The sequence below is a fragment of the Streptomyces sp. NPDC014991 genome (assembly GCF_043080665.1).
Lineage (GTDB): Bacteria > Actinomycetota > Actinomycetes > Streptomycetales > Streptomycetaceae > Streptomyces.
In genome coordinates this window covers 163,884-186,981 of the sequence record NZ_JBIBVY010000014.1, presented here as the reverse complement: position 1 = coordinate 186,981, position 23,098 = coordinate 163,884, and the positions used below count along the sequence as shown (strand labels likewise).

Sequence of the window (23,098 nt, the reverse complement as noted above, 5' to 3'; positions counted from 1 at the left end):
ATGATCACACTGACCATCGTGCTCATGGGCGTGGTGACGTTCGCCCTGCGGTTCTGCTTCTTCGGCCCGCTCAAGCCGGAGCGGATGCCGGGCGGCATCGAGCGGGCCCTGCCCTATGTGATGCCTGCCGTCCTCATGGCGATCATCGTGCCGTCCGTGGTCCTCGCCCCGGCCCCGGCCGACGCCCCGGGCCGGCTCTCGCCCTACCTGGTGGGTGCGCTGACAGGCTTCGCGGTCGGTGTCTTCAAGAAGGACAACTTCTTCCTGGTCTTCGCCTCCGCCGTCGCCTCGTTCGCCCTGGCCAAGTTCCTGCTGTGACGGAGCCCCTGATGAGCACATCTCCGCTGACCGCCCGGCCGCCGAGCCGCGGGCAGGAGATCCGCACCGGATTCCGCGACGCGCTTCCCCTCGCGCTCGGTGCCCTCCCCTTCGGCCTGCTGTTCGGCGCCGTCGCACAACAGGCGGGCCTCAGCCTGTTCGACACCGTGCTGATGAGCGCCCTTGTCAACGGCGGCTCCGCCCAGATGATCGCCACCGGACTCATGTCGGCCGGCACGGCGTGGTTCCTCATCGTCGCGACCTGCCTGGTCGTGAACATGCGCCACGTCTTCTACTCGGCCGCCCTGTCGGCGCGGATCCGGCATCTGCCGCTGCTGTGGCGCGCCGTACTGGCATTCGGCATGATCGACGCGATCTACGTCCTGGCCGCCAAACGGTACGACGGCACCACCGGCGACCGGCGCGGCCGGCAGCACTGGTACGTCCTGGCGGCGTCGGTCCTGATGTACGCCGGCTGGCTCTCCAGCACGCTGACCGGCTACCTGTTCGGCAAGGACGTCACGCGCATCAACGCCCTGGGACTCGACTTCGCGATCTACGCCACGTACATCGGCCTGGTCGTCTCCTGCTTCACCAGCAAGCGCGCCGTCGCAGCCGGCCTCCTGGGCGGTGCGCTGGCGCTGGTACTGCACCGGCTGCCGTACCAGAGCGGCCTGTTCTGCGCCACGTTGGCGGCGACCGTCGCCGTGGCGCTGTGGGAGGGCCGGGTCAAGGCCGAGGACAGCGCGCCGAAGAGCACACCGGAGCAGGAGCCGACGGCGAACAGCTGACCTCCGCCCCCCACCACCTCCCCTCTCCGTTCCTTCCCGAGGAGTTACCGCCTTGCCCAGCACCCCTCAGTTCTCCGTCGTCAGCGGAGCCACCGTCCACGACGTCCTCGACGGCCGCGAACAGGACATCGTCGACCTCGTCGCCAGGGCCTACTCCGCCCACGGCCGGCAGCAGACCGTCAACCCGCCCAGCTACTTCCTCCGCTTCCCCGATCGGCCGGACTCCCGCATCATCGCCCTGCCCGCCTCCCTGGGCGCGGAGTTCGGTGTCGACGGCATCAAGTGGATCTCCAGCTTCCCGGCCAACATCGCCTCCGGCCTGCCCCGGGCCTCGGCCGTCCTGATCCTCAACGACCACGAGACCGGTTACCCGTTCGCGTGCCTGGAGAGTTCCATCGTCAGTGCCACGCGCACCGCGGCCTCCGCCGCGCTGGCCGCGGACCGGCTCCACACCGGGAGGGAGCGCCCCCGCCGGGTCACCTTCTTCGGCACCGGCCTGATCGCCCGCTACATCCACCGGTATCTGACCGGCACCGGCTGGGAGTTCGACGCGGTCAGCGTCTACGACCACTCCGCCGAGTACGCCCGCGGCTTCGCCGACTACGTCTCCGGCACGGGACACAGCGACACCGTGGCCGTACTGGACGACGCCGAGACCGCCGTCCGTACCTCCGACCTGATCATCTTCGCCACCACGGCGGGTGAACCCCACGTCAAGGACGTGGACTGGTTCGCTCACAACCCGACGGTGCTCCACATCTCGCTGCGGGACCTCTCGCCGGAGATCATCCTGTCCTCCACCAACATCGTGGACGACGTCGAGCACTGCCTGAAAGCCCAGACCTCTCCCCACCTGGCCGAACAGGTCAGCGGAGACCGGTCGTTCATCGACGGCACCCTCTACGACGTGCTGGAGAACAAGGTCGATGTCCCTGCCGACCGCCCGGTGGTCTTCTCGCCGTTCGGTCTCGGCGTGCTCGACCTGGCCGTGGGCGCCCACGTCTACAGCGAAGCGACCCGCCGGGGCCTGGTGACACCCGTCCCCGGGTTCTTCCACGACCTGAGCCGTTACGCGTGACCATCGCCGCGGGAAGCCGCTCCAGGTGACATGGGCTGTGGTGGGGTGAGCGAGGGGGTACGGGAACAGCGGGTTCAGCCGGTTCACGTACCCCCTCTGTCGGGGCGGACCAGCGTCCCGGCCCACCCGGGCCCAGTGCATCGTGAACCGCTGCGCGGCCGAGCAGCCGGCCGAGACGACGTCGGCCTGGACGGCGTTCTCGGCGGCGTCGCTCGGGTGGCCGGCGACCATGACGCCCTCGAAGAAGGTGCCCATGTTCCAGTTGCTGTTGTCGCCGCCCGTACGCGAGCCCGACTGGGCGTTGGCGCCCTTCAAAACATATGTCGTCTGCCCGTCGTTCTTCAGCAAGGCCGTCACGAACGGGCTGTTGTTCCCGGTGTCGGCCGGGGTGCTCTCGGCGTTGCCGTAGTCGAAGCAGCAGGCGGATCCCACGTGCGTGCCGCTGGCCACCATGTACGCGCCCTCCTCCCGATGACGTGGGGAGGGGAACGGAGCTCAACCCGGCGACACTGTTCAGTTCGGGCGGGAGGGCCGTGCCCCGCGGCGGCACGCTGTGACGCGGTGCTGGACGCCCGCTGAAGGTGATCTCACGGCCAGCCGCGCAGGTTGTCGCGCCCGGCGACGCCGCTCCTCCCGGAAACACTGCACGCCGAATGATTCAAATCTGTTCCCGTGACGTGAGAGTTTGACGAACCGTGCCGTAAAGGTTTTTGCCGCCCCGGGCAAGGCGCGGCTATTCGCCACGCACAGACCGTTCCGGTGTGCTACTGTCTATCTCAGTTGCAGTTGTGGTTCCCAAAACTTCAAGTGCCCCCGTCAGGCTTCTGCCGATCGGGAGCGCTTTTGTATTTCCGGTCATTTTCCGGGCGGGGTAATCATCGCGGCGACACGGCGTCCGCAAGGTGTGGATTCCGCTGTACTGCCCCAAAGGAGATATGACATGGCTACTGGTACCGTGAAGTGGTTCAATGCGGAAAAGGGCTTCGGCTTCATCGAGCAGGACGGTGGCGGCGCTGACGTGTTCGCCCACTACTCGAACATCTCCGCGCAGGGCTTCCGTGAGCTGCTCGAAGGCCAGAAGGTGAGCTTCGACATCGCGCAGGGCCAGAAGGGTCCGACGGCCGAGAACATCGTTCTGGCCTGACGCCGGCGCACATTCTGCAGCTGGGGCCCGCATCCTTCGGGGTGCGGGCCCCAGCTGTACGCTTTTCCCGCGGCGGTTTCACCCGCGGGACGACGCGAAGAAGTCCGCGGTCCCTCGGCGGTTCCCGTATCAGGGCGCAGACGCATCCCCAAGATCTGCACCGCAGCCGACGCCCGGACCTGACGCCCCCATCGCGTCACCCCTTTCAGCATCTGTGTCCCCGGAGAATTCCGCCGACCAGGTCCGCTTTCTTTTGCCTACGGTCCATTCTCGTGATTCTCCATGCCGCTCGTCGCTGCGGGAATTCCTTGATATGTGCCACATCGAGGAAGGTTCCGTATGAACCGCGCACACACGAGCCCCACCCACGCACGTAATGGCAGTGCCGACGCCGGAAAGGGCGGCAGCCGCTCCGGCTCGCAGGCACCGCGCCGTTCCGCAGGGCCCGTCCGTTCCGGTGGTCACGGCCGCCGTCCCGCCGCGGCGCGGGGCGAGTTCGCGCTGCCCAGGACGGTCACTCCCGCGCTGCCCGCCGCCGAGGCGTTCGCCGATCTCGACATGCCCGAGCAGCTCCTGGCCGAACTCGGCAAGCAGGGGATGACCGTACCGTTCCCTATCCAGGGCGCGACGTTGCCCAACTCCCTGGCGGGCCGTGACGTCCTGGGCCGGGGACGCACCGGGTCCGGCAAGACCCTCGCCTTCGGCCTCGCCCTGCTGGCTCGCACCGCCGGACAGCGTGCCGAGCCCCGCCAGCCACTGGGGCTGATCCTCGTACCGACGCGTGAGCTGGCGCAGCAGGTGACCGACGCGCTCACACCCTATGCCCGCTCCGTCAGGCTGCGGCTGGCCACGGTCGTCGGCGGGATGTCCATCGGCCGGCAGGCCGGCGCGCTGCGCACCGGCAGCGAGATCGTCGTCGCGACGCCCGGACGGCTCAAGGACCTCATCGACCGTGGGGACTGCCGGCTGAACCAGGTGCGCATCACCGTCCTGGACGAGGCCGACCAGATGGCCGACATGGGCTTCATGCCCCAGGTCACCGCCCTGCTCGACCAGGTGCGCCCGGAAGGGCAGCGGATGCTCTTCTCCGCCACCCTGGACCGCAACGTCGACCTGCTGGTGCGCCGTTATCTGACCGACCCGGTCGTGCACTCGGTCGACCCCTCGGCCGGTGCGGTGACGACGATGGAGCACCACGTGCTCCACGTCCACGGCGCCGACAAGCACGCCACCACGACGGAGATCGCCGCCCGCGACGGCCGCGTGATCATGTTCCTGGACACCAAGCACGCCGTCGACCGGCTGACCCAGGACCTGCTCAACAGCGGGGTACGGGCCGCCGCACTGCACGGCGGCAAGTCGCAGCCGCAGCGCACCCGCACCCTCGCGCAGTTCAAGACGGGGCACGTCACCGTGCTGGTGGCGACCAACGTCGCGGCGCGCGGCATCCACGTCGACAACCTCGACCTGGTCGTCAACGTCGACCCGCCGACCGACCACAAGGACTACCTCCACCGCGGCGGCCGTACCGCCCGCGCCGGCGAGTCCGGCAGCGTCGTCACCCTCGTCACGCCGAACCAGCGCCGCGCCATGGTCCGCCTCATGTCGGACGCCGGTATCCGGCCGCAGACCACCCAGATCCGCTCGGGCGACGAGGCCCTGAGCCGGATCACCGGAGCCCAGGCCCCGTCCGGCATCCCGGTCGTCATCACCGCACCGGTGACCGAACGCCCCAAGCGCGGCGCCTCCTCCCGGGGCCGGCGCCGCCCCTCCTCGGCGACCCGGCGCGCTCCCGTACGCCAGTCCGCCTTCGACGCGGCGGCCTAGGCCCTCTCGTTCGGATCATGCCGGGCTCGCGCCCGATCCGAACGAAAGACCCTAGAACCCCGTGATCAGGAAGCTGACCCCCGGTGACTTCGGCCCGTTCACGTCACCCGTGACCGCGATGGCCGGATCCGACCACGCGACGGACCCCCGTCGGCTCGGTGCCCTGCCGATGGTCGACGAGCAAGGCGGCGCGCCGGGCGTCCTCGCCCTCTCCCACTGACACGCCCAGCCCTGCTCGGACCGTTCTCCCCTTCTCTCTGTGAGGCCGCATGCGCTGCGTCATCGCCCGCTTCCCCTTCGAGCTCACCAAGGGTGGCGTGCTGGAATCGATGAAAGGCGTCAAGCCCGAACCGGTCGTCGACGAATCCGTGATCATCGGCCGTCGTCACTACCCGGCCAAACAGGTCGGCCAGGTCATCACCCGCCAGGACCGCCGTGACTTCAGCGCCGCCGAAGTCCTCCGGGCCATGGCTCAGCTCGGCTTCACCTGCCGCTCCCTGCGCGGCACCCCTACGCCTTCCTGACCCGTAGTGGCAAGCCGCCGCGATGCTCGGCGCCCCCGTCGAGGTCTGACCGGGTGACAGGCACGAGCCCGACTCCGGACAGCGGTGTGGGTCCGGCCGGCACACGCCGGCCGGACCCACACCTCAATGCGCCCGGGTTCCCGCCGCAGTGCTCGCTCAGTGGTCGGAATAGCTGAAGTCGCCCACGGTCCAGGCGCTGACGTCCTCGATCGCCACCCGGTACATCCCGCCCGTCTCCGGGATCCCCACGGTGCCCTGCAGGATGCGGGCGACATGGAAGTGCAGATGCGTGGGCGGCCCGTCCTTCTTCGCGGGGGTGTCGAAGACGGCGGAGAACTCCCCCAGGCGGGCGGAGTCCGTCAGCACGTCCGACACCCGCTGTCTCCACACTGCTTCGGGGGCCAGTCGACCGGTGATGACAGCGCCACCGGTGACTACGGTCAGGGACATCTGATTGCTCTGCCCGGACTCCACCAGTGCGGCGACGTCAACGAGCAGCTCGTCAGGCTTCGACATGAGGCCGATTATATTTGCCGGCCATCCGGCTGCTTGAGCGGTGACGCCACCGGGCAGGGCAGGCGCTCTGTCGTGGAACGGACGGCCGCGGCGCTGACGGTCATCGTGTCGTCCCGGTCGCCCCGGTCTCTGCATCGTCCGTGCCCGGCCCGTGCCTGCCCCGCCCCGGTGCCCGCCCCCACCCACCGACCCGGCGGAGCGACAGTGCCACCGACGCGGCAGCGGGACTGCGGCACCGCCCGACGCTCTCCACGGCTGTGCGGCGCCCGGGCGCCGGACCGGACCTGGGAGCTGATCGAAGCACCCGTGGAGCGGCCGGGGCCGATTACCTCACCTTCGAGTGTTCGGAAATCTGTCCCCGCCAAGGTAGACATTGGGTGGTGGCGTGGTTATGGTTTCTCTCGTAGTCGAGATCGAGCGAGGCCCGGCAGAGATGAACTGCCGGGCAGTGGTACACGCAGTTCGCAGTGCGCAGGACGGTGCGGTGGTGGAGTTCCGAAGCCAGAGCGGTTGCAGGACGGTGACGGGACTGACGACCGGACCGGGTGGCCCGCAGTGATCAGGGGCCGCCGTGAGCAGTAGTTCCGTAAGTGCGGTTCGCGGTACCAGCAGTGCAGGACAAGTGGTTCCTCGGTGAAGGCGTCGGGCTGCGGGCGCGCGCGCCGGGAAGTTCGGCAGTGGGGCTCTGAGCCGGAGCAGTAGCAGGACGGGCGATGAGGCCGGCTGTCGAAGAGTGGCGCTGTTCGAGGCCACCAGCAGTTCGTAGCACCCAGCAGTACGCAGTTCCCGTAAGTGAGTAGTTGATCAAGAGGGAAGAACGGAGGAGCCCCGCGCCATCAGGATCGCCCGGGAGGAAATCTTGGACCCGGGTACCGCAGGACATCGATAGTGAGGTGGTCTCCGGTCGAGCAACCGCGATCCCCGCGCCCCCGACAGCGTTCAGGTCGGGTCCGCGGAAACAGAAGGCCGGCGCAGTATCAGGGCCGGCGGATGGTGTAGCAGTTCCTTCGGGGCCCTGGTGCCGGTGCGGCGCCGGGGCCCCTCGACCCGTTACACAGAGAGGTGCGATGACCGCAGACGACTTGTTCGGCCGTCTCGATGACGACGACTACCCCGCCTACACCATGGGCCGGGCCGCCGAGATGCTCGGCACCACCCAGAGCTTCCTCCGCGCCGTCGGTGAAGCCCGCCTCATCACCCCGCTCCGCTCCGCGGGCGGTCACCGCCGCTACTCCCGCTACCAGCTGCGCATCGCCGCCCGCGCCCGGGAACTCGTCGACCGGGGCACCCCCATCGAGGCCGCCTGCCGGATCGTCATCCTCGAGGACCAACTCGAGGAAGCCCAGCGCCTCAACGCCGAATATCGCCGCGCCGCCGAATCAGCGAACCCGACCGCAGCAGCATGAGCTGAGCGTGCCCGGCCGCGTCGGCGGGCACCGCGTGCACCGTCCCCGGTCTGCGGTGTGATCGTTTTCCTCTGGTGACGCGGCGTGCGGACGTGTAGCGTCTGCGTCAGCTGTCGTGGTTCGGATCTCCCTCTTGCCCGCGCCTTCGGTGTGGGCGTTTTGCTGTGCTGTGCCGCAGGGACCAGGGCGATCACCTCCGCCTGCCACATGGAGTGGAAGGCGTTCATCGACTGGAAGGCATAAGACATGGCAACGGGTACTGTGAAGTGGTTCAACGCGGAGAAGGGCTTCGGTTTCATCGCCCAGGACGGCGGCGGCCCGGATGTCTTCGCGCACTACTCCGCGATCAACTCCACGGGCTTCCGGGAGCTCCAGGAGGGCCAGATCGTGACGTTCGACGTCACCCAGGGCCAGAAGGGCCCGCAGGCCGAGAACATCACCCCGGCCTGACCTCGTAGCTCTGCCGCCCACCCGGACGAAGGCGCCTGCTCTCGTGCCGGGCGGGCACAGGATCCGGGGCCGCGCAGCCGTTGCTGCGCGGCCCCGGATCTTCTCTCGCGACGAGCGCCACCTACCGCCGCGGCACCTGGGGGCCGCTGGGTGAGGCTCTGCTACGACGTCTCGACCACGCCGACATCTTCCTGATCATCGCCGGTACCCGCACCCCCTGACCGAGCCCCTCCTCCCGCCGGACCAGCGGTCCGTACCGCTGTGGGTCGTGCGGGCGGGCGCGTCGGCCGGCATCGCGTTCCGGGACCCGTGAGGCGGCGCTCCACGCCGGCTGTACACCCCTGCTATCTGGCCCTCGGGTGGGCGCCGGTGCGCTGCCTGCCCGACTTCCTGCGCACCGGCGGAGCGGCCGCAGCCGTCCTGATCGTGGCCGGCGCACTTCTCCACAGCGCGGGCGCGGTCGTCCACGCTCTCCGGCGGCCCGACCCCTCACCCCGCTGGTTCGCCCACCACGAGGTGTTCCACGCCCTGACCGAGGCAGCCTTCCCCGCCCACTACGCCGCCATTTCCCTCGCCATCCGATGATCCCGCGACCGTGTTCCGGCCCGTGCCGCTCATCGCCCGGAGAGGTCCCCGAGTCATCGCCCGGGAACGGTCCGCCCCGTCCGCGACGGGGCGGAGGCCTCGGCGAGGTCGGCGCCGGTGTCGGCATCCCGCCGGGAGTTGTCGACGCCGTGCCAGTCCAGGCACATGACGGTCGCGTCGTCCTGGAGGTGACCTCGGTGGGCGTCGACGACCGCCGCGATGAGAGTGCGGGCGGCCTCACGGGGATGCAGCGCGCGGGTGCGGACGATCAGGTCCGACAGATCGAGGCTCCTGGCGTCGCGCTCCAGCATGCCGTCGGTCAGCATCACCAGCCGGTCGCCCGGACGCAGGTCCAGCGACTGGACCCGGTAACTGTGAGGGGCATGGAAGCCGAACGGCATATCGATCTCCGGAACGATCTCCCGCACCTGTCCGTCCCGCATCCGCAGCGGCCAGGGGTGCCCGGCGTTGACGAACTCGGTCCTGCCGTCGATCAGGCTGATACGCAGGAGCTGGCCGGTGACGTAGCTCTGGCGGCCGTGCTCGCGCATGGCCCGGTCGGCCTGGCGGGCCTGTTCGGCGAGATCGGCACCGGCCCGCCGGGCCCGGCGCAGGGCGCCCACCAGGAGGGTGGCCAGCAGCGCGGCGTCGACGTCGTGACCCATGGCGTCGGTGACGGAGAGCTCGACCGTGTCCCGGTCGATCACGTAGTCGAAGGTGTCACCCCCGACGTGGTCGGCCGGCTCCAGCGCCCCGGCGACCGTGAACTGCGCCGCCTCGCACGCCAGTGACGCCGGGAGGAGCCGGTGCTGGATCTCGGCGGCCAGGCTCAGCGGGAGCGTACGGCGGCCCCACTGGTACACGTCGGTGAAGGACCGGTTCGCGATGACGATGTACGCCAGGGCGTGCGCGGTCTCGCCGATCTCCCGCATCACCTCCGCGTCCGGCGCCGCGGGCAGGAACAGTTCGAGGAGCCCGATGGCATCCCCGCGGTTGGTCACCGGGGCGACGACCCGAACCAGCGCGTCCTCGGCCCTGTGCTCCACGCATGGCCGCTGGGTACGGACCACGTCGTCGTACACGGTGCCCCGCAGCGCGATGCGCCGGGCGGGTTGATCGGTCTCGACGCTGCCCGCCGCCCCCAGCCGGACGACCGAGCCGCCGGTGAAGTCGGTGATGAGGAACGACACCGACGCGGCTCCGAGGTGCTCCCTGAGCATGCCTGCGACCACGTCGAGCGACTCCACGGGCGCCGCGGCCTCCGCCGCCGCCAGCGTTTCCGCCAAGGTCATCGCCGCGGCCCGGCCATCCTCGTCTCCCGGAGTACGGGTGGTCGGCCCATCGTCCCCGTCAGGCCCGCATACGGTCACCGTGACTCCTCGCCGCTCGCTGGTGCTCAGGGTCCGGTCCCGGGTGCGACCGCGCCGGACCCGGTGCCGGGCAGCTGTCATTGCACCACAGAGCCCTGAACGGTTCGCCTGCCGGCCGAGCGCCGACGGTGTGCAGGTGGGCGAGGTCCCGCACACCCTCGCCCGGCGTGACCGTGACGCTCGTACGACGCTCCGGACACCCCCGGGACCGTCCCCGATGCGGGACACCCCGTCGAACTCGATGCTCGCGGGGCCGCGACCGGGGACGGTGCTGCCGGGCCGCGGCTCAGGCGTCGATGATGACAGGGATGATGAGCGGCTTGCGGCGGTGGGTGCGGAACGCCCAGTTCGCCACGGCACGGGCGAGGAGCTGTTCCAGTTGGCGCGCGTCCCCGACGCCTTCCTCGGCCGCGGTGGACAGGGTCTTCTCGATGACGGGGATGACCGGCTCGAAGGTGGTCTCGTCGTGGACGAAGCCACGGGCCAGGAAGTCGGGGGCCTCGGCGAGGGCGCCGGTGTCCGCGTCGACGATCGCCACCACCGTGACCACGCCTTCGGCGGCCAGGGTGAGGCGGTCCTTGAGGGACGCTTCGGTGGCGCCGCCGACTTCCATGCCGTCCACGTAGACGTTGCCGGCGGGGACCTTGCCGGTGATGGAGGCGCGCCCGTCGACGAGGTCGACGACGACTCCGTCCTCGGCGATGACGACCCGGTCCGGGTCGACACCGGTACGGATGGCGAGATCACCGTTGGCCCGCAGGTGGCGCCATTCGCCGTGCACGGGCATGACATTGCGGGGTTTGACGATGTTGTAGCAGTAGACGAGTTCGCCGGCGCTGGCGTGCCCGGAGACGTGCACCTTGGCGTTGCCCTTGTGGACGACGTGGGCGCCCCACCGCGTGAGTCCGTTGATCACCCGGAAGATGGCGTTCTCGTTGCCGGGGATGAGGGAGCTGGCGAGCAGGACGGTGTCGCCCTTGCCGATGCGGATCATGTGGTCGCGGTTGGCCATCCGGGACAGCGCGGCCATCGGTTCGCCCTGGGAGCCGGTGCACACCAGAGTGATCTTGTGGTCCGGAAGCTTCTCCAGCTCCCTCGTGCTCACGACCAGACCGGACGGGACCTTCAGATAGCCCAGGTCACGGGCGATGCCCATGTTGCGGACCATCGACCGGCCGACGAAGGCGACCTTGCGGCCGTGCTGGTGGGCGGCGTCGAGGACCTGCTGGATGCGGTGCACATGGCTGGCGAAGCTGGAGACGATGACCCGGCGCGGCGCGGTGCGCATCACCTGCTCGATCGCCGGGTTCAGCTCACGCTCGGAGGTCGTGAAGCCGGGTACCTCGGCGTTGGTGGAGTCGGTGAGGAACAGGTCCACGCCCTCCTCGCCGAGGCGGGCGAAGGCGCGCAGATCGGTGATGCGCTCGTCGAGAGGGAACTGGTCCATCTTGAAGTCGCCGGTGTGCAGCACCATCCCGGCGCCGGTGCGGATCGCGACCGCGAGGCCGTCCGGGATGGAGTGGTTGACCGCCACGAACTCGCAGTCGAAGGGCCCGAAACTACGTCGGTCGCCCTCCCGCACCCGCACCGTACGCGGCCGGATGCCGTGTTCCTTGAGTTTGGCCTCCAGGAACGCCAGCGTCAGCTTGGAGCCGACGACGGGGATGTCGGACCGCTCGCGCAGCAGGTACGGCACGCCGCCGATGTGGTCCTCGTGGCCGTGGGTGAGTACGACGGCCACGATGTCGTCCAGCCGGTCCCGGATCGAGGTGAAGTCCGGCAGGATCACGTCCACGCCGGGCTGGGTCTCCTCGGGGAACAGCACGCCGCAGTCGACGATGAGCAGTTTGCCGGCGTGCTCGAAGACGGTCATGTTACGGCCGATCTCACCTAGGCCGCCAAGGGCGATGACCCGCAGCCCTCCTTTCGGAAGAGGCGGGGCGGCTTTCAGCTCGGGGTGCGGATGACTCATACCTTGACGTTACCCGGAGAGCGGGACGGGCTGATCCATCGGCTGTGTGATCTCTCCTTCCCGACGCGGCGGGACACCCGCCGTGGATGCCCCGGTACGACCGGATCACGCCGGTGGCCGGTACGGTTCCCCGGCGTTCGCCGCCGCCTGGCGGGCCCCAGGACCGCTGTCGGGAAGCGGGTGCCGTCGGTGCTCAGGACGAGGTGGGCCGAGCGGACCCGGAAGCCGCTCGCTTCGCCGGGCACAGCTGGTGGTGTCCAGGCCGTCGTGCCACGGTGCGGGCCGTCCTGGAGGGGGCTGCCGGCTGAAGGGCACCGCTCCGGGGAGTCGGCACGGTGGGTCAGGCTCCGGGCCGCCGCACTCCACGGGCTTCCGGTACCGCGGGGGCAGGACACTCCCCCGAGCCTCGGGCGATCAGTCGTGTGGGGACCGTGATGGTGCGGGCGCGGGAGCGGTCGCCGTCGAGGCGTGCCAGGGCGGCGACGGCCGCTGTCCTGCCGATTTCCTCGGGGTTCTGGGCGACGACGGTCAGGGCCGGATCGAGCACCTCGGCGAGCGGCACGTCGTCGAAGGCGACGACGGCGACGTCCTTCCGCTTGCTGCGCGCCAGTTCGGTGACGATTCCCAGTGCGACGATGTTGTTGCCGGCGAACAGGGCTGTGGGGGGATCCGCCAGATTCAGGAGCCGACAGGTGGCACTGGCGGCTCCGTCCTGGTCGTGGGCGTTGGTGACCAGGGAGCGGTCGTGGGGGAGACCGGCTTCCTGGAGGGCCGAGCGGTATCCCGCCAGACGTTCCCGACGCGTGTAGAGCTTGGTGGGAAGGTCACCGATGAAGGCGATGCGCCGGTGGCCGTGGGCGATCAGGTGGGCGACGCCGTCGTGGGCGCCCGCACGGTTGGAGCTGACGACACTGTCCGTGGACAGTCCCGCTCCCGGACGGTCGATGAAGACGACGGGCAGGCCGGCGGCGCGATGGGCCTTGAGGTGGGAGTGGTCCGCGCCGACGGACGGCACGACCATCAGGATGCTGACGCGGCGGGCGAGGAACTTGTCCGTGAGCGCCCGCCAGCGGGCCCGGCCACCGAGGGGCGCCTGCCGGCATCGCCGAGCACGAGCGTACGTATCACCGGCCGATCGAGCAGCCCGGTCGACTACGCCTGCGTTCCTGCCGGTTGGCAGGGGCGGGGGCGTTGTCGTGTCACAGCCCGGTGACGGACGTTCACGTTTGCGTCACGTGTGGTCTAGCGTGTCCCGCCTGTACTCGCTCCACCCGGGGAGATCCGTGCGTACCCGCATCATCAGTGCTGCCCTGCTCTGTGCCGCCGCCGGCTTGACCGTCGCCTGCCAGCCGAACGACGGCTCCGGCACGGGCGGCAGCGGCTCGTCGGCCGGCAGCGGCTCGTCGGCCGTACCCAGCAGTAGTGCCCCGTCCGAGGGCGACAAGCCGGCTGGTGCCGCTCCGAAGGCGGTGCGGAACTTCGTCGGGATGGGCCTGCAGTCCGCGCAGGACGCCGCACAGGCCAACGGGTTCTACTCGCTGACATCGCATGACGCGCTCGGCCGCGGCCGTATGCAGGCGTTCGACCGGAACTGGAAGGTCTGCTCCCAGAACGTGGCAGCGGGCAAGACCGTGCCGGCGGACACCACGCTGGACTTCGGGGCGGTGAAGCTCGAGGAGTCCTGCCCCGCGAAGGACCAGAAGGAGCCGACAGCCTCGGGCGGCAGGATGCCGGACTTCAAGGGCAAGTCGGTGAAGGCGGCGCGGGCGGCACTGGATTCGGGGACGTCGATCACGGTCAAGGACGCCTCCACGCAGGACCGATGGGTGCTGATGGAGAGCAACTGGCAGGTCTGCACCCAGACGCCCGCAGCCGGCGGCGTGTCGAACGGCCGGCCGGTCACGCTCACCGCGGTCAAGTTCGGCGAGGCCTGCCCGTAGGCGGACCGTGCGGTCATCCGCGCCGACGGTCACGCCGGCGTGGCATCACCCACCGCCTCGCCCGCACGGCCATCGGGTCGTCCAGGGAGTGCCGCCCGTTCGGGGGGCCGTCACCCCCGTCTCGGGGGTTCCGGCGTAGGGGCGAAGGCCGTCCACCTGGTCAGGCCCACACAGTCATGCCCCCCGTCACAGAGGCAGTCGTGACACGTCAAGAGGGTCCGGGGCGTGAGTGAGGGACTGTGAGCCCAGGATCAGCGCCCAGGTGACCTCCCAGGTCATCGACCCGGCGATGGGCAACGCGTGGCCTGTCGCGAGTGCGCCGGGCAGGACGGCCGTGAGCTGCGGGGCCGCCGGGGTTACGCTGTTCCTCGGCTGTCGTCCACGACGACTGCCGACGGCGGTGGGGCTCGCCGTACCCGAACCGCGGCACCGGTGCCGCCGACAGTCCCTACTTGCGGTGGTGTGTGCCCGTGTGCGTGCGGGCCCCGGCGAGTAGGAGACGTGTGCTCATGACAGCCCCGAAGTCCCAGGCGGTGGGCGACCCCACGGACCCCGACGTCGGTCTCCATCTGCGCGCCCAGTGGCAGCGGTCCTGGCGGACGCAGGGGCCGATCGTGGCGGTGGTGGCGCTCGGCGGAGCCGCCGGCGCCTGCGCCCGGTACGGGGCCTCGCTCCTGTGGCCCGCCGCGGCGGGGTCGTTCCCGTGGACCACCGTGTGGATCAACGTGGCCGGCTGTGCGGTGATCGGCGTGTTCATGGTGGTGATCACGGATGTGTGGGCGGCGCACCGGCTGGTGCGTCCGTTCTTCGGCACCGGTGTGCTGGGCGGCTTCACGACCTTTTCGACGTACGCCGTCGACATCCAGAAGCTCGTGGACGCGGGCCACGCCCGCACCGGTCTGGCCTATCTCGCGGCGACGCTGCCGGCAGCGCTGGCCGCCGTATGGCTCGCGGTGACGGCGACGCGCCGCGTTGTGGCATGGAGGCAGGGATGACGAGGCTGACAGGCAGGGCTGTGCGGGTGACGGTCTTCATCGGGGAGAACGACACCTGGCATCACAAGCCGCTGTACTCGGAGATCGTGCACCGCGCGCACCGGGCCGGACTGGCCGGCGCCTCCGTCTTCCGGGGCATCGAGGGCTTCGGGGCGTCGTCGCTGATCCACACCTCCCGGCTGCTGTCGCTGAGCGAGGACCTGCCGGTGGCCATCGTGATCGTGGACGACGAGGAGCCGGTGCGCGCCTTTCTGCCGCAGCTCGACGAACTCGTCGGCGAGGGGCTGGTGATCCTCGACGACTGCGAGGTCATCCGGTACGTGGGCAGGGGGCACGAGGCGTGAACTGGCTGCTGGTCGTCGTCGGCGGCGCGATGGGCGCCCCGCTGCGCTACCTGACCGACCGCGCGGTGCAGAAGCGGCACGACACCGTCTTCCCGTGGGGCACCCTCACCGTGAACGTCCTGGGCAGCTTCGTGCTGGGCCTGCTGAGCGGGGCGGTGGTGGCAGGTGCCGCGTCCTCGCAGGTGCAGCTGCTGCTGGGCACCGGGCTGTGCGGGGCACTGACGACGTACTCGACGTTCTCCTACGAGACGCTGCGGCTGGCCGAGGACGGGGCGCGGCTCTTCGCCGCCGCCAACGTGATCGCGAGCGTGGTCGCCGCACTGGGCGCCGTGTTCGTCGGGGTCGCCTTCGCCGAGGCGTTGTGGATGTGACCAGCGCTACTGCCCGGCAGCCGGGCGGGATGCGGGCGTGGCGGTTCGTGGTGTGGTTCGGCACGGTCAGTCTGCTCGCGGACTTCGTGTACGAGGGCGCCCGCTCGATCACCGGCCCGCTGCTGGCCTCGCTGGGCGCGTCGGCGCTGGTGGTGGGCGTGGTGACGGGAGCCGGTGAGGCGGCGGCGCTGGGGCTGCGGCTGGTCTCCGGCCCGCTCGCGGACCGTACCCGCCGCTTCTGGGGCCTCGCGATCGCCGGATACGCCCTGACGGTGGTCTCCGTACCGCTGCTGGGCGTCGTGGGAGCCCTGTGGGCGGCGTGCGCGCTGGTGGTCGCCGAGCGGGTGGGCAAGGCGGTGCGCTCGCCGGCGAAGGACACCATGCTGTCGCACGCCACCGCCGCGACCGGACGCGGGCGCGGCTTCGCCGTGCACGAGGCGATGGACCAGGTCGGGGCTCTGGTCGGGCCGCTCGTCGTGGCGGGCATGCTGGCCATCACCGCAGGGGACTACGGACCCGCGCTCGGCGTGCTCGCCATCCCCGGAGTCGCGGTGCTGGGACTGCTGGTGTGGCTGCGGGCCCGGGTGCCCGACCCGGAGGCGTACGAGCGGGAGGCGGTGGCTCGCGAGGACGAGCCCGCGCCGGACGGCCGTCTGCCCGCCGCGTTCTGGACGTACGCGGCGTTCACCGCCGCCACCACTGCCGGGTCCGCCACGTTCGGCGTGCTGTCCTACCACCTGGTCGAACGGCACCTCATGGCAGCGGCCTGGGTGCCCGTGCTCTACGCCGCCGCCATGGCCGTCGACGCCGTCGCCGCGCTCGCCACAGGTCGGCTGTACGACCGCCACGGCGCTCGCGTGCTGATGGCGCTGCCGCCCTTGACCGCCGCGGTCGCCGTGCTGGCGTTCACGGACACGGTCGCGGTCGCGGTGGCCGGGTCACTGGTGTGGGGCGCGGCCATGGGCGTCCAGGAGTCCACGCTGCGCGCCGTGGTCGCGGATCTGGTGCCCAGCGGACGCCGGGCGACCGCCTATGGCCTGTTCGCCGGTGTCGTCGGCGCGGCGAGCATGGCCGGTGGGGCGCTGACCGGCGGCTTGTACGGCTACTCGATCCCCGTGCTGATCACGGTGGTGGTCGCCGTCCAGATCCTCGCTCTGGTGCTGTTGGCCGCCACGCGAGCCACGTGGCGCTGAACCCGGGAGAGTCGGATCCACCTCCGCCTTCACCGCCCTCGCCCACCTCGCCGAACCGGCCGAGGTAGGGGGACGGCACGCACGCGGTCTGGATCCTGCGCCGCGGCATCACCGGTTCCACCTACGGCGGCGGCGAGGCCGACCAACTGCCCGCCCGCGGCGCCCTCGGTCTGCGCGTCAAGGCCGCCGTCGAGGGCGGCCACGCCGGCGCGGTCACCGGTTTCCGCACCCAGGCCGTGGACCGCGACGGCGACCGGCTGGTCCTCGTCGCCGAGGACGGCCGCCGCCTTGACCCGGTCGACGAGGTCATCGTCCTCACCGGCCTCCGCCCCGACCTGTCCTTCCTCTCCGAGGTCCGGCTGACGCGCGACCGGGCTTGCCCTGCGTGCCGGGGTGGGCTCCTCCTGGCAGGAGGAGCCCACTTCGGGAGAGGCGGGAGGGGTTATTCCGTGCGCAGGCCCTCCGGGCGCATCATCCGCAGCAGCGGCGGCAGGCTGAGCAGCGTGACCACGCCGACCACGGCCGCGCCCACGCCGGTCATGGTCAGGACGCTCGCCCAGTCCATGGCCACCGGTGTACGGGTCATCTTCAGCAGCACCGAGCCGAGGGTGATGCCCACCGTTGTGGCCAGTACGAGGCCGAGTCCGACCGGGAGGGCCGTCTGCCACAGCACCGACAGGCTCAGCGTGCGGCGCCGGGTACCGAAGGCGACCAGCGCGGAGAGCAGTTTCCTGCGCTCGCGCAGCTGCTCCAGCTGGGAGACCAGCAGACTCGCGCCGATCAGTGCCAGCACGAAGGCGGATCCGACGAACAGGCCGGTGCGGATGGAGGTGTACTTGACGTCCTCCTCGGTCGCCGACCAGCTGTAGGTACGTGCCAGGGGGTCGATCCGGGCGACGACGTTGCGTATGTACTCGCGTGAGTCCGGCACCGACGGGTCCAGACGCAGGTAGACCCCGTCCGAGAACAACGCGGGCGCGGCCCCGGCGGGCAGGGCGGCGGGGGTGACCAGGAGACTGTTGGAGTCCTGCAGTGCGTCCTTGCGCGCGTCCACCACCCGCACGTTCGCCGGAACGGTCCAGGGGACCTCGATGCCGCGTTCGGTCGCGTCGTCGTACGACGGGTCGATGTAGAGCTGCCGACCGGGCTTCACCACGGCGATCTCGTCAGCGTTGTCGGGGGAGGTGTAGCCGCTCCTCGTTCGCGTGACGAACACGTCGCCGTCCTTGCAGGAGGGCAGCGTGGCGAGTTCGCGCAGGGCGGTGCAGTCACCCACGGTCAGGCCGTTGGTGTTCTTCGGGTCGCGACGCGCGTCCCCGTACTGCGAGATGGCCAGGGCCACTGCGGCCCGTACCCCCTTGGTGCCGGTGAATTCGCGCTCGACACCGGACAGCGGCTTGCGGTCGCTGAAGGTGACCTGCATCTGGACCCGGCCGGGGTCCTTGCCGGTGGCCTTGGTGTACTGGCTCTGCGTTCCCGTGAACAGCATCTGCAGGGCGATGGCTCCGGCCACGGCGACGGCGATCCCGTTGACCATGCGTGCGGCGGTTCCGCTGCTCAGCTGCAGCCGCCGTACCGCGAGCTGCCAGGACAGCGGGCCCTTGCCGAGGCGGACGACGACCGCCTCCACGACCCAGGGGAGCAGCGCGGTGATGCCGACCAGCAGCAGCAGCACGCCGCCGATGACGAGGTACTGGTTGAAGTCGCCGTTCTTGCGGCCCTTGCCGATCATCGGGTAGAGCATCGCGAGGCCGCCCAGCGGCGGCAGCAGCCGCCACCACAGCCGGCGGCGGCGCTGCTTGGCCGCGCGTACGACGCCGAGCGGTTCCACCACCACGCCGCGCATCGCGAGCAGCGTGACGAGCAGGGCGGCGGCCGGGATCGCCACCGCGACCAGCGCGGCGAGCGCGGGGGAGGGATCGAGGTAGCTGGGCCAGACGCTCACGCCCAGTAGTTCGGTGGATCCCAGCGTCTGACGGCCGAGGAGGAAGAAGCCGGTGCCGACGACCAGGCCGAGCAGGGCTCCGGCGAGTGCTTCGCCCGCCGCGATCCGCCGGGTCATGTGGCTGTCCGAGCCGACCAGGCGCAGCGCGGCCAGCCGGCGGTCGCGGCGCTCGCCGCCGAAGCGGACGGCGGCGGCGATGAACACGGCGACCGGGGTCAGCAGCGCCACGAACACGACCAGGATCATGAGCAGCAGCACCGGGTCGGTCTTCTCGGGTGTCGCGTCCGGTTTGCCGTACCCGGTCAGCCGGTGCACCGGGGAGAAGTCCGTGAGTTCCAGCCCCGAGGCGCCCGCGTAGTAGGCCAGTTCGTGGGAGCCGATGAGTCCGCTCTCGCCGATCGTGCCGGTGATCCTGTAGGGCAGCCGCTCCCGCAGCAGCTTTGCGCCGTCCGAGGCGAGCAGGTCCTTGAGCGCGGGGGAGACCACCATCTCGCCCTTGCCCGGGAAGCTGTCGACACCCGGGGGCAGCGGCGCCCGCCTGCCCTCGGGCTCGATGAGCCGGCCGCGCACGTCGTCGTCGTGCCAGGTGGTGTCGGTGTCGGCGATCAGGAAGGTGTTGTCGGCCTTCGGCGGGGCCTTGTCGGAGTACGTGTTGTCGTAGCGGGCGTCCTCCACCTTCTGGCGGGCGGCGAACACGTTGGGCAGGGCGGTGCACAGCAGGAGGAGTGCCACACCGAGGCCGACGCCGACGGCGGTGAGCGTCATCCGGATCCAGCCCTCGCGTCCGCCGGTGACGGCGAAACGGGCCCCCATGGCCAGGTCTCTGGCCCTCCCCCATGCTCGGCTTCGCTCGCCTGGGAGGTGCCCCCTGCGCGGACTCATACGGCGCGCTCCACGTCGCGGGACCTGCCGTCGCGGACGACGATCTCGCGGTCGGAGTATGCGGCCACGCGTGTCTCGTGGGTGACGAGGACGACGGCGGCGCTGGTCGAGCGGGCCGCTTCGGTCAGCAGTTGCATCACGCGTTCGCCGTTGAAGGAGTCGAGCGCGCCGGTGGGTTCGTCGGCGAACAGCAGGCGCGGTCCGGTGACCAGCGCGCGGGCCACAGCGACCCGCTGGCCCTGGCCGCCGGAGACCTCGCCGGGACGCTTGGCCCGGAGGTCGTCGACCTCCAGGCGCTCCATCCAGCCGAGCGCGGTCCGCTCGGCGTCCTTGCGGGAGGAGCCGTTCAGCCGCAGCGGCAGGGCGACGTTCTCCACACAGGTCAGCTCGGGCACCAGCTGACCGAACTGGAACACGAAGCCGAACTCGGAGCGGCGCAGCGCGCTGCGCCGGGCATCGGTCATCTTCGTCAGTTCACGCCCGTTGTAGGTGATCGACCCGGAGTCGGGCGGCACGATCCCCGCGAGGCAGTGCAGCAGTGTGGACTTGCCGGACCCGGAGGGGCCCATGATGGCGACGACCTCGCCGGGGTGTACGGAGAACTCGGCGCCGTCCAGCGCGTGGGTCGGGCCGTACGCTTTGCGCAGGTCGCGCGCGGTGAGCAGGGAACCGGGGGGAGAAGTCGTCATCGGGTCACAGCCTTACGGAGTTTGTCGAGCCGGGCGGCGGTCAGCTCCAGCCAGCGCAGGTCGGCTTCCAGGTGGAACAGGGCGTGGTCGCAGATCAGCTGATCCGCCAGGTCGCCCGTGCGCTTGCGGTCGGTGAGGATCCGCATGCTGCGCAGGTGCTCGGAGCGCTGGGTGTCGAGGATCTCGGCGGCGTCGCGCCGGGTGAGCAGGGCGAGGACGACCTTGGTGTAGAGGGTCGACTGGAGGTGTTCCTCCGGCTTCTCCGGGGTCGCCAGCCACCGCTGTACGTCGGTGACGCCGGCTTCGGTGATCGCGTAGCGCTTGCGCTCGGGGCCGCCGCCCGCCTCGATCCCGTCGACCTCGACGAGGCCGTGCTTCAGCAGCCGGGACATCGTCGAGTAGACCTGGCCGTAGTGCAGCGGCCGGTCGTGACCGAACTTCTCGTCGAAGGCCCGCTTGAGGTCGTAGCCGTGGCGCGGGCCGGTTTCCAGGAGCCCTAAAAGGGTGTGACCGATGGACATGACCCGCACTCTACACACTGTGTATACGCGACGTGTATACACGGAGTGTATATACCGAGTGTGCGGTTTGTGGCGGGGTGTGCGGGAGCGGTGCGGGATCGCCCTGCCCGAGCAGTCGACCCGCCGCACGGAGGCGCTCCCCGGTACGGAATACTCTCCGGATGAGTTCACGCACTTCCCTGGCCAGCCAGCCGATCACGATACGGAGGGCCGTCGCGCGGGATGCCAAACGGCTCACGCGGCTCGTGCGTGGCTCAGGCGCCTACCGGGGTGAGTACGCAGCCGCGGTCGCGGGCTACCGGGTCGGTCCTGATTACATCGAGGCCCACCGCGCCTTTGTGGCCGTCGGCGCCGACGAGCAGGACGGCCGGGTCCTCGGGTTCTACTCGCTCGTCCTCGCTCCACCGGAGCTCGACCTGCTGTTCGTCGCCGACGAAGTGCAAGGACGGGGTATCGGACGGCTGCTCGTCGCGCACATGCGGTCCGAGGCCCGTGCCGCCGGGATCGACCGTCTCAAGGTCGTGTCGCATCTTCCCGCCGAGGACTTCTACCACCGCGTCGGTGCGGTGCGGACCGGGACCGCGTTCGCGAACCCGCCCGCCGTGCCGTGGGACCGTCCCGAGTTCGAGTTTCGCATTACTCCGGAATGACGCGCGTGCCGGTCGGCGGGGCGCCGGCTTCGCGTTCGAACACCCGTGATCCGCTCCACCGTGGACCGCACCTACGCCGGTCGGCCGAGCTTCACGGGGCAGGGGCTGTGACTACCCGCCGGCGGAGGCGGCGGAGGTCAGGCCGTAGGCCGACCGCAGGTCGCCGGAGTCGTAGCCGGTGGGGAGTCCGCGGCGGCGTCCGGCCGGAGGGTCCGGGGTGCGATGTCCTTCTTCGCCGCCCGCTCTTCCTGGAAGGCGGCGTCCCCAGGCGGAACCGCCGGCCCGCCCAGCGCTACGGCGTGGGGGGCCGCTGCGGGGAGCGGAGTACGAGCAGGGTGATCTCGCTCGGGGCGAAGACGCGGAAGGGCGGGCCCCAGAAGCCGGTGCCACGGCTGGTGTAGAGGAGGGTACGCGTGCCGTGGCGGCTGAGGCCGGCGAGGGCGGGCTGGTCGATGCGGACCAGGTGGTGGAAGGGCCAGATCTGGCCGCCGTGGGTGTGGCCGGAGAGCTGGAGGTCGACGCCGCCGGCTGCCGCCCGGTCGACGAACTTGGGCTGGTGGGCCAGGAGCAGGACAGGGTGGTCGGGGTCGGCGCCGTGCAGGGCTCCGGCGAGGTGGGCGCCATGGCCGGCGAGGCCGGAGGACTCGGCCGTGACGTCGTCCACGCCGGCGACCACGAGCGTGTCGCCACCGCGTTCGAGCAGCAGATGGCGGTTGCGCAGCGGCTCCCAGCCCAGCTCGTCCATCAGGTCGACCCAGCCCTGGGCCTCGCTGTAGTACTCGTGGTTGCCGGTGACGTAGACCCGGGCCCGGGTGGCCTGCACGGTGCCGAGCGGAGCGGCCTGGGCGCGGCGGCGTTCGGCCGTGCCGTCCGCGATGTCTCCGGTGTGGCAGACCAGGTCGGCCTCCAGAGCGTTCACCGTCTCGCAGACCCGCGCCGACCAGCGGGCGCGGTCGAGCGGGCCGTAGTGGGTGTCGGTGATGAGGACGACGCGTGTGCCGTCCAACCCGGCCCCCAGGCGCGGAAGTCGCACGTCCAGGCGGCGTACCCGTGGTACCCGGCGGGCCTCGGCGTACCCCCAGGTGAGCAGCACGGTGGCTGCGCCGAGGACCGCCCAGGTGACGATCCGGGCCCGGTCCTGGCCGTCGCCGACGCCGGTCACGGTCAGGGCGAGCCGCAGCGGGACGCCGAGCACGACGGACCAGGTGAACAGGGTCCAGATGATGCCCAGCAGGGTGTCTCCGACGATCGCCGCCCAGTCCTGCTGGCGTCGGCCGTGGCCGCGCACCATCGCGAGCGGCATACCGATCAGGCCGAGGGCGAACAGGGCGGTGCCGGCGAGCGTGACAGGCAGCGGCCAGTGCTGGCCGGTGTGCAGCAGCAGCCAGCAGGGCACGGTCCACAGCAGGACGGGGGCGATCAGGGGAAGGTAGCGCATCAGGCGGTGCAGTCGGCTCCGCTGGGTCGCGTGCGCCGCGCTGTCGGCGGATCGGGTTTCGCTGGTGTCGGTCACGCTTCCCCTCCTTGAGCAACCAGGCTGCCGTCGCGCGCACTGTATCCGGCCGTCCCGGGCCGGACGGACGGGGT

At 70.7% G+C, this 23,098-nt stretch carries 22 protein-coding genes and 4 pseudogenes; 17 read left to right on the top strand and 9 right to left on the bottom strand.

Annotation, left to right across the window (positions count from 1 at the left end):
* From ACF1BE_RS22745 to sbnB, 3 genes are read left to right on the top strand one after another with little or no spacing between them, the layout of a single operon-like run.
* Window positions 1-318 (top strand): AzlD domain-containing protein, encoded by a 318-nt coding sequence (locus tag ACF1BE_RS22745; RefSeq protein WP_392200826.1) that lies wholly within the window; start codon window positions 1-3, stop codon window positions 316-318.
* A gap of 11 nt (window positions 319-329) precedes the next feature.
* Window positions 330-1,109: an AzlC family ABC transporter permease gene (locus ACF1BE_RS22740; RefSeq protein WP_392200825.1), complete on the top strand. Its 780-nt coding sequence runs from the start codon at window positions 330-332 to the stop codon at window positions 1,107-1,109.
* 52 nt (window positions 1,110-1,161) lie between these two features.
* Window positions 1,162-2,187: a 2,3-diaminopropionate biosynthesis protein SbnB gene (sbnB, locus tag ACF1BE_RS22735; protein ID WP_392200824.1), complete on the top strand. Its 1,026-nt coding sequence runs from the start codon at window positions 1,162-1,164 to the stop codon at window positions 2,185-2,187.
* 219 nt (window positions 2,188-2,406) lie between these two features.
* On the opposite strand, the pseudogene ACF1BE_RS22730 reads toward sbnB, so the two are convergent.
* Window positions 2,407-2,640: pseudogene (locus ACF1BE_RS22730) on the bottom strand (arabinofuranosidase catalytic domain-containing protein); the annotation flags it as partial.
* Between the two features lie 487 nt (window positions 2,641-3,127).
* On the opposite strand from ACF1BE_RS22730, the gene ACF1BE_RS22725 reads away from it, so the two are divergent.
* The 4 genes from ACF1BE_RS22725 (at window position 3,128) to ACF1BE_RS22710 (ending at window position 5,682) form a co-directional block, all read left to right on the top strand.
* On the top strand, window positions 3,128-3,331 hold the full coding sequence (locus tag ACF1BE_RS22725) for a cold-shock protein (RefSeq protein WP_073934532.1): 204 nt from the start codon (window positions 3,128-3,130) through the stop codon (window positions 3,329-3,331).
* A gap of 339 nt (window positions 3,332-3,670) precedes the next feature.
* Window positions 3,671-5,158 carry a DEAD/DEAH box helicase gene (locus ACF1BE_RS22720; protein WP_392200823.1) on the top strand — a complete coding sequence of 496 codons (1,488 nt, stop codon included), beginning with the start codon at window positions 3,671-3,673 and terminating at the stop codon, window positions 5,156-5,158.
* A gap of 61 nt (window positions 5,159-5,219) precedes the next feature.
* Window positions 5,220-5,378 (top strand): hypothetical protein, encoded by a 159-nt coding sequence (locus tag ACF1BE_RS22715; protein WP_392200822.1) that lies wholly within the window; start codon window positions 5,220-5,222, stop codon window positions 5,376-5,378.
* A 49-nt stretch (window positions 5,379-5,427) separates the two neighbouring features.
* Complete coding sequence (locus ACF1BE_RS22710; protein WP_392200821.1) at window positions 5,428-5,682, top strand: SCO5918 family protein; 255 nt, start codon at window positions 5,428-5,430, stop codon at window positions 5,680-5,682.
* A 156-nt stretch (window positions 5,683-5,838) separates the two neighbouring features.
* On the opposite strand, the gene ACF1BE_RS22705 is transcribed toward ACF1BE_RS22710, so the two are convergent.
* Complete coding sequence (locus ACF1BE_RS22705) at window positions 5,839-6,198, bottom strand: hypothetical protein (protein ID WP_392200820.1); 360 nt, start codon at window positions 6,196-6,198, stop codon at window positions 5,839-5,841.
* Window positions 6,199-7,265: 1,067 nt separating this feature from the next.
* On the opposite strand from ACF1BE_RS22705, the gene ACF1BE_RS22700 reads away from it, so the two are divergent.
* From ACF1BE_RS22700 to ACF1BE_RS22690, 3 genes and pseudogenes are all read left to right on the top strand, one after another.
* Window positions 7,266-7,604 (top strand): MerR family transcriptional regulator, encoded by a 339-nt coding sequence (locus ACF1BE_RS22700; RefSeq protein ID WP_392200819.1) that lies wholly within the window; start codon window positions 7,266-7,268, stop codon window positions 7,602-7,604.
* Window positions 7,605-7,850: 246 nt separating this feature from the next.
* A complete protein-coding gene (locus ACF1BE_RS22695; protein ID WP_392200818.1) occupies window positions 7,851-8,054 on the top strand; it encodes a cold-shock protein in 204 nt (67 codons plus the stop codon).
* Between the two features lie 35 nt (window positions 8,055-8,089).
* Window positions 8,090-8,639 (top strand): annotated as a pseudogene (locus tag ACF1BE_RS22690) (hemolysin III family protein).
* Window positions 8,640-8,692: 53 nt separating this feature from the next.
* Here ACF1BE_RS22690 and ACF1BE_RS22685 read toward each other — a convergent pair.
* From ACF1BE_RS22685 to ACF1BE_RS22675, 3 genes and pseudogenes are all read right to left on the bottom strand, one after another.
* Window positions 8,693-9,931: a PP2C family protein-serine/threonine phosphatase gene (locus tag ACF1BE_RS22685; protein ID WP_392200817.1), complete on the bottom strand. Its 1,239-nt coding sequence runs from the start codon at window positions 9,929-9,931 to the stop codon at window positions 8,693-8,695.
* Between the two features lie 364 nt (window positions 9,932-10,295).
* Entirely contained in the window at window positions 10,296-11,981 is a 1,686-nt protein-coding gene (locus ACF1BE_RS22680; protein ID WP_392200816.1) for a ribonuclease J, read from the bottom strand.
* A 340-nt stretch (window positions 11,982-12,321) separates the two neighbouring features.
* Window positions 12,322-13,053, bottom strand: a pseudogene (locus ACF1BE_RS22675) (substrate-binding domain-containing protein); the annotation flags it as partial.
* A gap of 211 nt (window positions 13,054-13,264) precedes the next feature.
* Between ACF1BE_RS22675 and ACF1BE_RS22670 the strand changes: the two are divergent.
* The 6 genes and pseudogenes from ACF1BE_RS22670 to ACF1BE_RS22645 form a co-directional block, all read left to right on the top strand.
* Window positions 13,265-13,921 carry a hypothetical protein gene (locus ACF1BE_RS22670; RefSeq protein ID WP_392200815.1) on the top strand — a complete coding sequence of 219 codons (657 nt, stop codon included), beginning with the start codon at window positions 13,265-13,267 and terminating at the stop codon, window positions 13,919-13,921.
* Window positions 13,922-14,430: 509 nt separating this feature from the next.
* Window positions 14,431-14,916 (top strand): fluoride efflux transporter CrcB, encoded by a 486-nt coding sequence (gene crcB, locus ACF1BE_RS22665; RefSeq protein WP_392200814.1) that lies wholly within the window; start codon window positions 14,431-14,433, stop codon window positions 14,914-14,916.
* Window positions 14,913-15,260, top strand: coding sequence for a DUF190 domain-containing protein (locus tag ACF1BE_RS22660; RefSeq protein WP_392200813.1), 348 nt, complete (start codon window positions 14,913-14,915; stop codon window positions 15,258-15,260). The genes crcB (ACF1BE_RS22665) and ACF1BE_RS22660 overlap by 4 nt, the downstream gene beginning before the upstream one ends.
* Window positions 15,257-15,631 (top strand): fluoride efflux transporter CrcB, encoded by a 375-nt coding sequence (gene crcB / locus ACF1BE_RS22655; protein ID WP_392200812.1) that lies wholly within the window; start codon window positions 15,257-15,259, stop codon window positions 15,629-15,631. Before ACF1BE_RS22660 ends, crcB (ACF1BE_RS22655) begins: the two co-directional genes overlap by 4 nt.
* Window positions 15,628-16,824, top strand: coding sequence for an MFS transporter (locus tag ACF1BE_RS22650; RefSeq protein WP_392200811.1), 1,197 nt, complete (start codon window positions 15,628-15,630; stop codon window positions 16,822-16,824). Before crcB (ACF1BE_RS22655) ends, ACF1BE_RS22650 begins: the two co-directional genes overlap by 4 nt.
* Window positions 16,825-16,831: 7 nt before the next feature.
* Window positions 16,832-17,210, top strand: a pseudogene (locus ACF1BE_RS22645) (flavoprotein); the annotation flags it as partial.
* A gap of 56 nt (window positions 17,211-17,266) precedes the next feature.
* Here ACF1BE_RS22645 and ACF1BE_RS22640 read toward each other — a convergent pair.
* The 3 genes from ACF1BE_RS22640 to ACF1BE_RS22630 form a co-directional block, all read right to left on the bottom strand.
* Window positions 17,267-19,582, bottom strand: coding sequence for an ABC transporter permease (locus tag ACF1BE_RS22640; RefSeq protein WP_392200810.1), 2,316 nt, complete (start codon window positions 19,580-19,582; stop codon window positions 17,267-17,269).
* A 65-nt stretch (window positions 19,583-19,647) separates the two neighbouring features.
* Window positions 19,648-20,340, bottom strand: a complete 693-nt coding sequence (locus ACF1BE_RS22635) for an ABC transporter ATP-binding protein (protein WP_392200809.1) — start codon at window positions 20,338-20,340, stop codon at window positions 19,648-19,650.
* Window positions 20,337-20,861, bottom strand: a complete 525-nt coding sequence (locus ACF1BE_RS22630) for a PadR family transcriptional regulator (protein ID WP_392200808.1) — start codon at window positions 20,859-20,861, stop codon at window positions 20,337-20,339. Before ACF1BE_RS22630 ends, ACF1BE_RS22635 begins: the two co-directional genes overlap by 4 nt.
* 161 nt (window positions 20,862-21,022) lie before the next feature.
* Between ACF1BE_RS22630 and ACF1BE_RS22625 the strand changes: the two genes are divergently transcribed.
* On the top strand, window positions 21,023-21,511 hold the full coding sequence (locus ACF1BE_RS22625; protein ID WP_392200807.1) for a GNAT family N-acetyltransferase: 489 nt from the start codon (window positions 21,023-21,025) through the stop codon (window positions 21,509-21,511).
* A 292-nt stretch (window positions 21,512-21,803) separates the two neighbouring features.
* Here ACF1BE_RS22625 and ACF1BE_RS22620 read toward each other — a convergent pair whose 3' ends face one another.
* The gene (locus ACF1BE_RS22620; RefSeq protein WP_392200806.1) at window positions 21,804-23,024 is read right to left on the bottom strand and encodes a metallophosphoesterase; all 1,221 of its coding nucleotides are present in this window, start codon (window positions 23,022-23,024) and stop codon (window positions 21,804-21,806) included.
* Window positions 23,025-23,098: the final 74 nt, after the last annotated feature.

Bases quoted from the DNA above. Each gene is read 5' to 3' on its own strand.
- ACF1BE_RS22745 (WP_392200826.1), top strand. From the start codon at position 1: ATGATCACACTGACCATCGTGCTCATGGGCGTGGTGACGTTCGCCCTG.
- ACF1BE_RS22740 (WP_392200825.1), top strand. From the start codon at position 330: ATGAGCACATCTCCGCTGACCGCCCGGCCGCCGAGCCGCGGGCAGGAG.
- ACF1BE_RS22725 (WP_073934532.1), top strand. From the start codon at position 3,128: ATGGCTACTGGTACCGTGAAGTGGTTCAATGCGGAAAAGGGCTTCGGC.
- ACF1BE_RS22720 (WP_392200823.1), top strand. From the start codon at position 3,671: ATGAACCGCGCACACACGAGCCCCACCCACGCACGTAATGGCAGTGCC.
- ACF1BE_RS22710 (WP_392200821.1), top strand. From the start codon at position 5,428: ATGCGCTGCGTCATCGCCCGCTTCCCCTTCGAGCTCACCAAGGGTGGC.
- ACF1BE_RS22705 (WP_392200820.1), bottom strand. From the start codon at position 6,198: ATGTCGAAGCCTGACGAGCTGCTCGTTGACGTCGCCGCACTGGTGGAG.
- ACF1BE_RS22700 (WP_392200819.1), top strand. From the start codon at position 7,266: ATGACCGCAGACGACTTGTTCGGCCGTCTCGATGACGACGACTACCCC.
- ACF1BE_RS22695 (WP_392200818.1), top strand. From the start codon at position 7,851: ATGGCAACGGGTACTGTGAAGTGGTTCAACGCGGAGAAGGGCTTCGGT.
- ACF1BE_RS22685 (WP_392200817.1), bottom strand. From the start codon at position 9,931: ATGACCTTGGCGGAAACGCTGGCGGCGGCGGAGGCCGCGGCGCCCGTG.
- ACF1BE_RS22680 (WP_392200816.1), bottom strand. From the start codon at position 11,981: ATGAGTCATCCGCACCCCGAGCTGAAAGCCGCCCCGCCTCTTCCGAAA.
- crcB (WP_392200814.1), top strand. From the start codon at position 14,431: ATGACAGCCCCGAAGTCCCAGGCGGTGGGCGACCCCACGGACCCCGAC.
- ACF1BE_RS22660 (WP_392200813.1), top strand. From the start codon at position 14,913: ATGACGAGGCTGACAGGCAGGGCTGTGCGGGTGACGGTCTTCATCGGG.
- ACF1BE_RS22640 (WP_392200810.1), bottom strand. From the start codon at position 19,582: ATGGGGGCCCGTTTCGCCGTCACCGGCGGACGCGAGGGCTGGATCCGG.
- ACF1BE_RS22635 (WP_392200809.1), bottom strand. From the start codon at position 20,340: ATGACGACTTCTCCCCCCGGTTCCCTGCTCACCGCGCGCGACCTGCGC.
- ACF1BE_RS22630 (WP_392200808.1), bottom strand. From the start codon at position 20,861: ATGTCCATCGGTCACACCCTTTTAGGGCTCCTGGAAACCGGCCCGCGC.
- ACF1BE_RS22625 (WP_392200807.1), top strand. From the start codon at position 21,023: ATGAGTTCACGCACTTCCCTGGCCAGCCAGCCGATCACGATACGGAGG.